This is a genomic window from Janibacter sp. CFPM2_SD2, assembly GCF_057364645.1.
This window is the reverse complement of the sequence record NZ_JBNFOF010000088.1, coordinates 1-11,611: the sequence shown is the minus strand read 5'-3', so window position 1 is coordinate 11,611 and position 11,611 is coordinate 1. Positions and strand designations below refer to the sequence as shown.

The 11,611-nt window shown below is 70.9% G+C and carries 10 protein-coding genes and 4 tRNA genes; 8 read left to right on the top strand and 6 right to left on the bottom strand.

Annotated features, from left to right (window positions below; translation table 11 throughout):
• Window positions 1-211 precede the first annotated feature (211 nt).
• From AC2W7J_RS09870 to AC2W7J_RS09850, 5 genes are all read right to left on the bottom strand, one after another.
• Window positions 212-288, bottom strand: a tRNA-Phe gene (locus AC2W7J_RS09870).
• Between the two features lie 26 nt (window positions 289-314).
• Window positions 315-388: transfer RNA gene (locus AC2W7J_RS09865), tRNA-Asp, on the bottom strand.
• 70 nt (window positions 389-458) lie between these two features.
• Window positions 459-531, bottom strand: a tRNA-Glu gene (locus tag AC2W7J_RS09860).
• A 97-nt stretch (window positions 532-628) separates the two neighbouring features.
• Window positions 629-1,678: a PHP domain-containing protein gene (locus AC2W7J_RS09855; RefSeq protein WP_485982241.1), complete on the bottom strand. Its 1,050-nt coding sequence runs from the start codon at window positions 1,676-1,678 to the stop codon at window positions 629-631.
• Between the two features lie 4 nt (window positions 1,679-1,682).
• The gene (locus tag AC2W7J_RS09850; protein ID WP_427801770.1) at window positions 1,683-3,119 is read right to left on the bottom strand and encodes a GuaB1 family IMP dehydrogenase-related protein; all 1,437 of its coding nucleotides are present in this window, start codon (window positions 3,117-3,119) and stop codon (window positions 1,683-1,685) included.
• Between the two features lie 41 nt (window positions 3,120-3,160).
• Between AC2W7J_RS09850 and AC2W7J_RS09845 the strand changes: the two genes are divergently transcribed.
• Window positions 3,161-4,417, top strand: a complete 1,257-nt coding sequence (locus AC2W7J_RS09845) for a DUF445 domain-containing protein (protein WP_485982240.1) — start codon at window positions 3,161-3,163, stop codon at window positions 4,415-4,417.
• Between the two features lie 65 nt (window positions 4,418-4,482).
• On the opposite strand, the gene AC2W7J_RS09840 is transcribed toward AC2W7J_RS09845, so the two are convergent.
• Complete coding sequence (locus AC2W7J_RS09840; protein ID WP_427801768.1) at window positions 4,483-5,739, bottom strand: NAD(P)/FAD-dependent oxidoreductase; 1,257 nt, start codon at window positions 5,737-5,739, stop codon at window positions 4,483-4,485.
• A gap of 249 nt (window positions 5,740-5,988) precedes the next feature.
• Between AC2W7J_RS09840 and AC2W7J_RS09835 the strand changes: the two genes are divergently transcribed.
• The 7 genes from AC2W7J_RS09835 to AC2W7J_RS09805 form a co-directional block, all read left to right on the top strand.
• Entirely contained in the window at window positions 5,989-7,155 is a 1,167-nt protein-coding gene (locus tag AC2W7J_RS09835; RefSeq protein ID WP_485982239.1) for an ABC transporter substrate-binding protein, read from the top strand.
• A gap of 40 nt (window positions 7,156-7,195) precedes the next feature.
• The gene (locus AC2W7J_RS09830) at window positions 7,196-8,062 is read left to right on the top strand and encodes a branched-chain amino acid ABC transporter permease (RefSeq protein ID WP_255185098.1); all 867 of its coding nucleotides are present in this window, start codon (window positions 7,196-7,198) and stop codon (window positions 8,060-8,062) included.
• Window positions 8,059-9,075 carry a branched-chain amino acid ABC transporter permease gene (locus AC2W7J_RS09825; RefSeq protein ID WP_427801767.1) on the top strand — a complete coding sequence of 339 codons (1,017 nt, stop codon included), beginning with the start codon at window positions 8,059-8,061 and terminating at the stop codon, window positions 9,073-9,075. Before AC2W7J_RS09830 ends, AC2W7J_RS09825 begins: the two co-directional genes overlap by 4 nt.
• Window positions 9,075-9,854 carry an ABC transporter ATP-binding protein gene (locus AC2W7J_RS09820; protein ID WP_485982238.1) on the top strand — a complete coding sequence of 260 codons (780 nt, stop codon included), beginning with the start codon at window positions 9,075-9,077 and terminating at the stop codon, window positions 9,852-9,854. The genes AC2W7J_RS09825 and AC2W7J_RS09820 overlap by 1 nt, the downstream gene beginning before the upstream one ends.
• On the top strand, window positions 9,851-10,558 hold the full coding sequence (locus AC2W7J_RS09815) for an ABC transporter ATP-binding protein (protein ID WP_485982237.1): 708 nt from the start codon (window positions 9,851-9,853) through the stop codon (window positions 10,556-10,558). Before AC2W7J_RS09820 ends, AC2W7J_RS09815 begins: the two co-directional genes overlap by 4 nt.
• A gap of 55 nt (window positions 10,559-10,613) precedes the next feature.
• Window positions 10,614-10,687, top strand: a tRNA-Lys gene (locus tag AC2W7J_RS09810).
• A gap of 562 nt (window positions 10,688-11,249) precedes the next feature.
• Window positions 11,250-11,611 (top strand): trypsin-like peptidase domain-containing protein (locus AC2W7J_RS09805; protein ID WP_485982236.1); only part of this gene is annotated, 362 nt, incomplete at its 3' end.

The window sequence follows — 11,611 nt, the reverse complement described above, 5'->3', positions numbered from 1 at the left end:
GGAGGTCGGCTCCTGGGGCGCGTCGGCGGGCTCGGCCGGGGCAGCCGGGGGCGGGCTGCAGCTCGGTCACCGCGGCGCGGGCTGCCCGTCGCAGCCGGTGGGTGAAGGCAGGGGTCTTCGACGGTCGGCTCACGAGCGGTCAGTCTTCCATGTCGGTACCGGGAACGCCGAAGGGCGCCACCGTGTCGGTGGCGCCCTTCGGACGAGGCTCTGGTGGCCAGGGGCGGGGTCGAACCGCCGACCTTCCGATTTTCAGTCGGACGCTCGTACCAACTGAGCTACCTGGCCGAGCCGGTCCGAACCGGACCAGCGAGCGACCCTGACGGGACTCGAACCCGCGACCTCCGCCGTGACAGGGCGGCGCGCTAACCAACTGCGCTACAGGGCCTTGGTGTGCAAGGCACGTGCACGATACATCTGTGCGTGACTCCGCAAAACCCTAGGGTCTTGCGAGGTTGTATCCCCAACGGGATTCGAACCCGTGCTACCGCCGTGAAAGGGCGGGGTCCTAGGCCGCTAGACGATGGGGACCCGTCTCCGAAGACCCCTCGCTACGCAGCAGGCAGCACCCGAATCCGTCGAGGACTCGGAAAGCATACGCAGACACATCCCGGATCGCCAAAACGAGTCAGGCGGGGGCCGCCCAGGCCCGCACCCGCTCCGCGTCCCACGTCGTGATGATGCGGTCCAGCGGGACCCCGAGACGCTCCGCGCGCTCGGCGCCGTAGGCCTTCATCTCCAGCTGTCCGGGGGCGTGCGCGTCGGAGTCGACGGCGAAGAGGCAGCCGATCTCGAGGGCGAGCTCGATGAGCTCGTCCGGGGGGTCGCAGCGCTCGGGGCGGGAGTTGATCTCCACGGCGACGTCGTGCTCGGCGCAGGCCTCGAAGACGGCGCGGGCGTCGAAGTCGCTCTGCGGCCGCGTGCCGCGCGATCCGGTGACGAGCCGACCGGTGCAGTGGCCGAGCACGTTGACCCGGGGGTTGCTCACGGCCGCGACCATGCGGCGGGTCATCGGCCCCTTGGCCATCTTGAGCTTCGAGTGGACGGAGGCGGTGACGAGGTCGAGCCGGCCGAGCATCTCGGGTGTCTGGTCGAGCTCGCCGTCGTCGAGGATGTCGACCTCGATGCCCGACATGACGGTGAAGGCGTCGCCGAGGGAGTCGTCGATCGCCGCGAGGAGCTGCAGCTGCTGGCCGAGGCGCTGCGGTGACAGGCCGTTGGCGATCCGCAGCCGCGGGGAGTGGTCGGTGAGCACCATCCACTCCTGACCCAGCTCGACGGCGGTGAGCACCATCTCGTCGATCGGGCTGCCGCCGTCGGACCAGTCGGAGTGCAGGTGGCAGTCGCCGATGATCGCGGCGGCGTAGTCCTCGCCGCCCTCGACGAGCGGGCCGCCGTGCTCCTCCTGCTGGCGGACGAGGTAGTCGGGCAGCTCGCCGCGCACGGCCTGCTCGATGACGCCCGCGGTCGAGCTGCCGATGCCCTTGAGCTCGGTGATGGTGCCGTCCTCGACCCGCTGGCGGACCTCCCCTTCGTCGAGGTCGCGCAGGACCGCCACGGCCCCGCGGAAGGCCTCGACCCGCCGGCTGTGCTGCCGGGAGCGCTCGAGGAGGAAGCCGACGCGGCGCAGCGCCTCGACGGGGTCGACGGGCGCCTGCAGCGGCTCGAGGGATCTCACGACATCACCAGGAGGTGTGCAGCGGTCGACCCTCGGCGAAGCCCGCCGTCGACTGGAGGCCGACGAGCGCGCGCTCGCGGAACTCCTCGAGCGAGGTGGCGCCCGCATAGGTGCACGAGCTGCGCACGCCGCCGATGATCTCGTCGATGACGTCCTCGACGCCGGGGCCGGCCGGGTCGATGTACATCCGCGAGTTGGAGATGCCCTCCTCGAAGAGGCCCTTGCGGGCACGGTCGAAGGGGGAGTCGCTCGCCGTGCGGTTCTGCACCGCCCGCGCGGAGGCCATGCCGAAGGACTCCTTGTAGCTGCGCCCGTCGGGGTCGGTGACGAGGTCTCCGGGGGACTCGAGGGTCCCGGCGAACCACGAGCCGATCATGACGTTGCTCGCTCCGGCGGCCAGCGCGAGGGCGACGTCGCGCGGGTGGCGGACCCCGCCGTCGGCCCACACGTGCTTGCCGAGCTCACGGGCGGCGGCCGCGCACTCGAGCACCGCGGAGAACTGCGGGCGGCCCACGGCGGTCATCATCCGGGTCGTGCACATCGCGCCCGGGCCGACGCCGACCTTGACGATGTCGGCGCCCGCCTCGATGAGCTCGCGGGTCCCGTCGGCCGAGACGATGTTGCCCGCGACGACCGGGACCTGCGGGTCGAGGGCGCGGACGGCGGCCAGGGCGTCGAGCATCTTGGCCTGGTGCCCGTGGGCGGTGTCGACGACGAGGACGTCGGCGCCGGCGTCGAGCAGGGCAGCGGCCTTGCCGCCGACGTCGCCGTTGATGCCGACCGCTGCGGCGATCCGCAGCCGGCCCTGTGCGTCGACGGCGGGGGAGTACATGCTCGCGCGCACGGCGCCCTTGCGCGTCTGGATGCCGACGAGGCGGCCGTCGGCGTCGACGACCGGGGCCACGCGGCGACGGGACCGGTGCAGCTGCTCGTAGGCGGCGCGCGGGTCGGCGTCGGCCGGCAGGGTCATCGGGTCGGGCGACATGACGTCGCGGACCTGGGTGAAGCGGTCGACCCGGTCGAGGTCGCGCTCGGTGACGACGCCGACGGGGCGGCCGTCCTCGACGACGATGCCGGCGCCGTGGGCCCGCTTGCTGATGAGGGCCAGCGCCTCCCCGGCGGTCGCGCTCGGCTCGAGCGTGATCGGGGTGTCGTGGACGAGGTCGCGGCTCTTGACGAAGGAGATGACGTCGGCGACGACGTCGACGGGGATGTCCTGGGGGATGACCGTCAGGCCGCCGCGGCGGGCGGTCGTCTCGGCCATGCGGCGGCCGGCGATAGCGGTCATGTTGGCGACGACGAGCGGGATCGTCGTCCCGGTCCCGTCGGTGGTCGTCAGGTCGACCTCGTGGCGGCTGGCGATCTCGCTGCGCCGCGGCACCATGAAGACGTCGTCGTACGTCAGGTCGAACTGGGGCATCAGGCCGTTGAGGAACTCCACGGGAGTCCAGTGTAAGGCGCTCGATGGGACATCATCGGGGCGTGAGCTTTCTCCAGGAGTCCCCGGCCGACGAGCGGCGCCGAACGGGTCTGCGCCGCATGCGCACCGTCGCCACCGGCCTGCTCGTCCTCGCTGCCGTCGTCTTCGTCGCCACCCTGCGCCTCGACCACGACGGGGTGTGGGGCTTCGTCAACACGGCCGCCGAGGCGGCCATGGTCGGTGCACTCGCCGACTGGTTCGCCGTGACGGCGCTCTTCCGTCACCCGCTCGGGGTGCCGGTGCCGCACACCGCGCTCGTCAAGAAGCGCAAGGACGAGCTGGGGCGCAGCCTGCAGGAGTTCGTGACCGAGAACTTCCTCACCGAGGAGATCGCCCGCGACCGGCTCGCCGCCGCACACGTCGCCGAGCGTGTGGGCACCTGGCTCGGCGAGCCGGCGCACCGCGAGCGGGTGCTCACCGAGGTCACCCGCGGCGGCGCCCGGGCCCTCGAGCGGGTCGCCGACGACGACGTCCACGACTTCCTCGAGCAGCTACTCCTGCCGCGACTGGCCCAGGAGCCGATCAGCCCGATCCTCGGCTCCCTCCTCGAGGGGGTCGTCGAGGGCGGCAACCACACCGGGCTCGTCGACCTCGGCCTCGACGAGGTGCGGCGCTGGCTCGACGACAACCCCGACCTCTTCAAGCAGGTCGTCGGCGACCGCGCCCCGTGGTGGACCCCCGAGTGGGTCGACGACAAGGTCATCGACTGGACCTATCGCCAGGCGCTCGGGTGGCTCGCCGAGATGCGCACCGACGTGCGTCACCCGGCGCGCACCGCTCTCGACGACCTGCTCCGGCGTCTCGCGGCCGACCTGCAGCACGACCCCGACGTCATGGCGAGCGCCGAGTCGCTCAAGGAGCGCCTGCTCGCGCACCCGCAGGTGCCGACGAGCGCGGTCGCGGTGTGGCAGTCGCTGCGCGCCTCGCTCCTGGGCGCGATGGCCGACCGGGACTCCTACTTCTGGGCACGCGGCGACGAGCTGCTCACGCACCTCGGTGACCACCTTGCGCACGACGAGGCGTGGCAGGAGCGTCTGGAGCAGCACCTCGGCGAGATCGTCGCCTTCTTCGTCAACACCTATGGCGACGAGCTCGCCGAGGTCATCTCGGTGACCGTCGAGCGGTGGGACGCCGACGAGGCGAGCGAGCGGATCGAGCTCTTCGTCGGGCGCGACCTGCAGTTCATCCGCATCAACGGCACCGTCGTCGGCGCGCTCGCCGGTCTGGCGATCCACACGGTCGCCGTGCTCATCGCCTGAGCTCCCGCAGCCGAGTTGATGTGTCTCGGTGCGCTGGGGCTCACCCTCATACATCGACCCGTCGCTCAGCGCAGCGGGTCGAAGGGGGTCAGCTCCGCCGCCGGGCGACCGGTGACCATCGCCTCCGCGAGCAGGCGTCCCGTGGCCGGGCCGAGGGTGATGCCCCACATGCCGTGGCCGCCGGCGACGCTCACCCGCGGCGAGCTCGTCACGCCGATGAGTGGCAGCCCGTCGGAGGTGCACGGGCGCGAGCCGACCCACTCGTCCTGCCGGTCGTCGAGGTCGACGCCGGTGAGGTAGGGGCGGGCCGCGTCGACGATCGCGGTGATCCGCCGGGGGTCGAGGGCGGCCTCGGGCTTGCGGAACTCCATCATCCCGGCGACCCGGAGCCGGTCGCCCAGGGGCGTGCAGGCCACGCGCTGCGCGGGCAGGTAGACCGGGCCCTGCGGGGTGTGGTCGATCGGAACGCTGAAGCTGTAGCCGCGGCCCGCCTGGACGTGCATCCTGACGCCGAAGGGGCGGGCCAGGTGGTCCAGCCAGGTGCCCGTGGCGACGACGACCCGGTCGAAGCGCTCGTCGCCGCCACCACGGACGGCGAGGCGCACCCCCTTCGTCTCGTCGGTGATGCCGGTGACCTCGCTGCCCTCGCGGATCTTGCCGCCGCGCGCCCGCACCGAGTCGGCGAGCGCTGCGACGTACTCGCCGGGATTGAGATAGCGCTGGCCGAGCAGCCGGATGCCGGCCCCGATCCGGTCGGAGAAGGTCGGCTCGGCGGCCCGGACCTCGTCGCCGCTCAGCTCCTCGAAGCCGACGTCCTGCCCGGAGGCGGCGATGTGCTCCAGCTCGGTGAGCAGGAACTCGGTCTGTTCCTTGGTCTCGTAGCCAGCGATGAACGAACGGGCCTCTCGCGCAGGGGCGCTCACGCCCCCGGCGGCGAGGTCGTCGAAGGCGCTGATCGCGTGACCGTTGATCGGCACGAGGGCGCGCATCGACAGGCTCCAGCGGCGCATCGTGCTGTTGCGGGTGAAGGCCGCGAGGAAGCGCAGCAGCCGCGGGTCGGCCGTCACCGGCACGTAGACCGGGGACGCGGGGGAGATGACCGCCTTGATCCCGTAGGAGAGGACGGCCGGGTCCGGCAGCGGCGTCGAGATGCCGGGGGTGATCCAGCCGGCATTGCCCCACGAGGAGCCGGCGGCGACGCCGTCACGGTCGAGGACCTCGACCTCGACGCCGTGCTCCTGCAGGAACCAGGCGGTGGACAGTCCGACCATGCCGGCGCCGATGACGGCGACCTTCTTCGGCGCGGGATCCAGGGTGCTCATCGCGTCCTCTCGGGCTCGGCCCGCAGGGTCTCCGCAGGCATCAGGCCACTGTGCCCCAGATCACGTGCGCGGGCAAAGTCCCCCGAGATGCCGGGCCTCCCGACCTCGTCCGGCCACCCGTTGACAGGTCCGCGACCCTCTCCTAGTGTGCGGGGCCAGAGTTGAATCTGAACCCAGATTCACAAATTCTCAACGAGGAGAAGCTCGATGGCCGCTGCATTGTCGACGCGTACGACCCGCCTGTTCGCCGTGACCGCCAGTGGGGTGCTCGTCGCAGCCCTCGCCGCGTGCGGGGGCTCCGGGAGCGGGGGCTCCGGAGACGGGGACACGATCACCATCGGTTACTCGGCCGGGATCAGCGGGGGCGCCGCGGAGTACGGCCTCAACGTGCAAAACGGCCTGCAGATGGCCATCGACCAGCTCAACGACGAGGGCGTCGAGGTCGACGGCAAGAAGTACACGATCAAGCTCGAGAGCCTCGACGACCAGTACCAGCCCGGCACGACGGGGACGAATGCCCAGCGCCTCGTCCAGAAGGACGGCGCGGTCGTCGTCTTCGTCCCGCACGCCGGCGGGATCAAGGCGGCCCAGGAGCTGAACTCCGGCCGCAGCGAGTTCCTCATCGGCGCCTACAGCTCCGACCCGGCGATCGTCGAGAGCGACAACCCGCTCACCGTGATGATCCCGCCGTCCTTCACCAGCTACATCCAGCCCTTCATCGAGCACGTCGACACCAAGGGCAAGGGCAAGCTCGGCCTCCTCGCGACCTCCAGCGAGTTCGGCCAGGAGTGGACCACCCACATGACGAAGGCATGGAAGGACGCCGGCGGCACGGTGCAGGCCAACAACAACATCAACTACGGCACGGTCTCCGACTTCGCCGGCCCGGTCGCCAAGACCCTCTCCGGCAAGCCGGACGTCATCATGGTCGGCGGGCCCTCCCAGCCGACCGCCCTGATCATCGAAGAGGCCCGCAAGCAGGGCTTCGACGGCTCCTTCATGATCCTCGACCAGGCGAAGTACGAGGAGATGGAGGAGTTCACCGACCCCGACAACCTCGACAACTCCGTCGGCATCGCGCCGCTCACGGAGTTCGACGGGACCGAGAAGTTCATCGCCGACTACCAGAAGAAGTTCGACTCGAAGAAGCCGGTCAACGCCGACATCGCCCTCAACTACCAGGCGCTGCCGATCTTCATCAAGGCCATGGAGCTGTCGGGGAGCGTCGACGACCCGAAGGCGATCCGCGAGGCGATGGGCGAGGCCGTCGAGGAGGTCGACCCCAGGTACCAGGTCGCCTTCGCGCCCAACCGGATCACCGACTCCGGGCACCTCGTCGCCGACGACCTCAAGGCCGCCCAGCGCACGGAGGACGGGACGTACGAGTCCTTCGAGATCGAGCAGCCGACGGAATGAGGTCGGGACCGCAGGCACCGCGCCGGCACAGGGGTCTGACATGACGCTCTTCCTGCAGCAGCTGATCAACGGTCTCGCTCTCGGTGGCATCTACTGCCTCGCCGCCGTCGGCCTGACCCTCGTCTTCGGGGTCCTGGGCTTCCCCAACCTCGCCCACGGCGCCATCTACATGCTCGGCGGCTACGTGACCTACTCGATGATGGTCGACGTCGGTCTGCCCTATGTCGCGGCGATCGTGTGCGCGGCACTCGTCCTGGCCGTCATCGGGGTCGTCTTCGAGCGGCTCGTCTTCCACCCGCTGCGCACAGCGCCGCACACGCACCACATGATCGCCACGGTCGGGGTGATGTTCTTCGTCATCTCCGTCGTGCAGGAGGTGTGGGGCACCGGCTTCCTGCGGATGGAGTCGCCCTTCAGCGGTCGGGTCGGGCTCCTCGGGGCGGAGATCTCGGCCCAGCGGGTCCTGATCATCGTCACGGCCGTCGTCGTGCTCCTGGCCCTGACGTGGTTCCTCAAGCGCTCGGTCCACGGCCAGGCGATCGAGGCCGTCGAGCAGGACCGCACCGGTGCCGCGCTCGTCGGGATCAACCCCGGCGTGGTCTCGATGGTCACCTTCGCGGTGTCCTTCGCCCTCGTTGCCATCTCGGCCGGCCTGGTCGCCCCGATCCAGCTGCTCTCGCCCGGGATGGGGGAGTCGCTCAACCTCATCGTCTTCGCGATCATCATCCTCGGCGGGCTCGGCTCGCTGCCCGGGGCGATCCTCGGCGGCTTCCTCATCGCCCTCGCCGAGGTCATGGCCTCGACCTACATCTCGGTGGGGGCGGGTGAGGCGGCGATCTTCGTCGTCCTCATGGGCGTGCTGGCCCTCAAGCCGACAGGACTCTTCGGGACGGTGGCCCAGCGATGACGACCTCCTTCAACCCGCGACTCCTCGGCGTCGGGATCGTCGCCCTCGCACTGGTGGCCACCCCCTTCGTCCTGAGCGGACAGCCCTATCTGGTGCGCATCGTCACCACGGCCCTCATCTACGCCATCGCGGCCTACGGGATGAACATCATCCTCGGGCTCACCGGCCAGCTGTCGCTGGCCCACGGCGCCTTCTTCGGGATCGGGGCCTACGTCGTCGGCCTGCTGACGACGGACCGCGACTGGAGCTTCTGGGCCAGCTTCGCCCTCGCGATCCTCGTGACCACGGCCCTCGGCTACGTCTCCGGGCTCATCGCGTTGCGGACCCAGGGGTCCTACTTCGCGATCTTCACGATGGCGCTCGGCTTCCTCGTCTTCATCGTCATCACGCGCTGGGAGACCGTGACCCACGCGCACTCCGGGGTGAGCGGCGTGAAGTTCCCCGAGAACATCGGGCCGATCGACTTCACCCAAGAGACGACGATGTACTTCTTCGTCCTCGTCGTGCTCGCACTCGCGATCTACACCACCCACGCCCTGCTCACCTCGCCCGCGGGACGCTCGCTCGTCGCGATCCGCACCTCCGAGGACCTCGCGAAGTCCATCGGTGTCAACGTCGCGGTGAGCAAGCAGCTCGCCTTCACGGCCTCGGCCGGCATCGCCGGGCTGGCGGGCGGGCTCTTCGCCTCCTTCACCGGATTCATCGGGCCGGACTCCGCGGCGATCGACCTGACCTTCCAGTTCCTGCTCTTCCTGCTCATCGGCGGGATGGGGACGGTCATGGGGCCGCTCGTCGGCAGCCTGCTCGTCGCCTTCCTCTTCGAGATGCTGCAGGACCTGGAGTCCTACCGCTTCATCGTCCTCGGGCCGATCATCGTGCTCCTCGTGATCTTCGCGCCCAAGGGGATCGTCGGCTACCTCAACGCGCTGCTCTCCCGGCGCCGCTCCCGACCACCGACGGATCCGACCGGTGCCGACGTGGCCGCCCACCGTGACGTCGAGGAGGTGCACTGATGCTGCTGCAGGTGCGTGATCTCAGCAAGCGCTTCGGCGGGCTCGACGCCGTCAAGGACGTCAGCTTCGACGTGCCGGAGGGGCAGGTCACCGCGATCATCGGCCCCAACGGCGCCGGCAAGTCGACCCTCTTCAACCTCCTCGCGGGCTTCTACCGCCCGACGTCGGGGTCGGTGACCTTCGACGGGACGGACATCACGGGGATGAAGCCGCACCAGACCGTGCGGCAGGGCATCGCCCGAACCTTCCAGACGACGCACCTCTTCGACGGGGCGAGCGTGCTGGACAACGTCCTGGCCGCCTGCGTCGTGCGGACCCGCTCGACCGCCCTCGACGCCGTGCTGCGCACCCCGCGGCACCGCCGCGACGAGCGCAAGAGCCACGAGAAGGCGATGCGGGTGCTCGACTTCGTCGGCGCCGCGCACCTGCGCGACGAGACCGCGACGACCCTCCCGCAGGAGACCCAGAAGCGGGTCTCGCTCGCGCTCGCGCTGGCCACCGAACCCCGGCTGCTCCTGCTCGACGAACCCGCTGCGGGGACGACCGACGAGGAGACGGAGGGCTTCGGCGAGCTCATCCGGAGAGTCGTCGCCGACGGGACGACGGTCTGCCTCGTCGAGCACAAGATGTCGATGATCATGAACCTCGCCGACCAGATCGTCGTCCTCGACCACGGGCAGCGGATCGCGCTCGGGACGCCCGAGCAGATCAGGACCGACCCGCTCGTCATCGAGGCATACCTCGGCGCGGGCGCAGACCAGCAGGGAGCCACGCCATGATGACCATCTCCGGCCTGGGGGCCGGCTACGACGCGGTCGACGTCCTGCACGCGGTCGACATCACGGCCGCCGCTGGCGAGCTCACCGTGATCCTCGGGGCCAACGGGTCGGGCAAGTCGACGCTCTTCCGCGCCGTGAGCGGCGTCATCCGTGCCCGGTCCGGCACGGTGGAGTTCGACGGCGCCGACGTGACGCGGGCGAGCACCGCGGCCCTCGTGCGCCGGGGGCTGGCCCACTGCCCGGAGGGGCGTCACCTCTTCCCGCGGATGTCGGTCGAGAAGAACCTCGTCCTCGGTGCCTACGTCGGTCGCCGCGACAAGGCCCGCACGCGCGAGCTCCTCGACCGGACCTTCCAGCTCTTCCCGATCCTCAAGGACAAGGCCGGGCAGAGTGCGGGGTCCCTCTCGGGCGGCCAGCAGCAGATGGTCGCCATCGGGCGCGCGCTCATGTCCGACCCCAAGATGCTCATCCTCGACGAGCCGTCGATGGGCCTGGCCCCGCTCGTGACCCAGCAGGTCTTCGACGCCATCGTCGACATCAACCGGGAGGGGATCGGCGTCGTGCTGGCGGAGCAGAATGCCCGCTCCGCGCTGCGGATCGCGTCCTACGGCTACGTGCTGGCGGAGGGGCGGGTGGTCCTCTCCGGTCCGGCGGCGCAGCTGACCGACGACCCGGCGGTGCAGAGCGCCTACCTCGGCGTCTGACGGGGCGAAGGGGGCCGACCGACCGTCGTCGTCGGACAACTACTCTGTGTCTGCCGGGCCTCTAGCTCAACCGGTCAGAGCTGCGGACTTTTAATCCGTAGGTTGTGGGTTCGAGTCCCACGGGGCCCACTCGGACCAGCACACCAGGAGCGCCCCATGACCGCACCCGTCGCCCTCGTCTCCCGGGCCATGGGGCTGCCCCGCTCATGACCGATGCCCTCCTGCTCGATGTGGTCCTCGTGCTCGCGCTCGTCCTCTACGCCGCCGGGATGTGGCGCGCCGGGATCGTCGCCGGGGCGCTGGCCATCGCCGGCCTGCTCGGTGGCGGGCTGCTCGCCCTCTGGGGGCTGCCGCTCGTGCTCGACCGCTGGCAGCCCGCGGCCGGCGTACCCGACGGTCCGGGTGCTCGTCGTCATCATCGGCAGCTTCCTCGCCGCCGTTGGCCGGCCAGCAGGTCGGGGCCGCCCTCGGGGGCCCGCTGGGCGCTCTCGTCTGAGCAGCCGCCCGGCACGCGTCGTCGACTCCGCGCTGGGTGCGGTGGGCGCCGTCGTCGTCGGTGCAGGGCTCGTCTGGCTCGGCGCCGGGGCGGTCGTCGGCAGCCTCCAGTCCACCCCGCGGGCGGTCGCCGACTCGCGGGTCCTGCAGGGCATCGACGGGGTGATGCCGGCCAGCGCCGAGCAGGTCATCAGCGGTGCCTACCGCTCGCTCGACAGCGGCTTCCCCCGGGTCTTCGCCGGCGTGCAGCCCGAGCGCATCCGCCCCGGTCGAGGCCCCCGAGCCGGGCACGACGCAGGGCCGGGGCATCGCCGCCGCCGGCCAGTCGGTCGTCAAGGTCATGGGCGGGGCCTGTGGCGGCACCCAGACCGGCAGCGGCTGGGTCGTCGCCGACCAGCGGATCGTCACCAACGCGCACGTCGTCGCCGGGGTCGACCACCCCGTCGTCCAGGTGGGCGGCACCGGCCGCACCCACGCCGCCACGACCGTTGCCTTCGACCCGCTGCGCGACGTCGCGGTCCTCGCCTGCCCGACCTCACCGCGCCCGCCCTGCCCACC

Coding starts and splice junctions, on each gene's coding strand:
- AC2W7J_RS09825 (WP_427801767.1), top strand. CDS start 8,059: ATGACGACCTCCTTCAACCCGCGACTCCTCGGCGTCGGGATCGTCGCC.
- AC2W7J_RS09815 (WP_485982237.1), top strand. CDS start 9,851: ATGATGACCATCTCCGGCCTGGGGGCCGGCTACGACGCGGTCGACGTC.
- AC2W7J_RS09840 (WP_427801768.1), bottom strand. CDS start 5,739: ATGAGCACCCTGGATCCCGCGCCGAAGAAGGTCGCCGTCATCGGCGCC.
- AC2W7J_RS09820 (WP_485982238.1), top strand. CDS start 9,075: ATGCTGCTGCAGGTGCGTGATCTCAGCAAGCGCTTCGGCGGGCTCGAC.
- AC2W7J_RS09830 (WP_255185098.1), top strand. CDS start 7,196: ATGACGCTCTTCCTGCAGCAGCTGATCAACGGTCTCGCTCTCGGTGGC.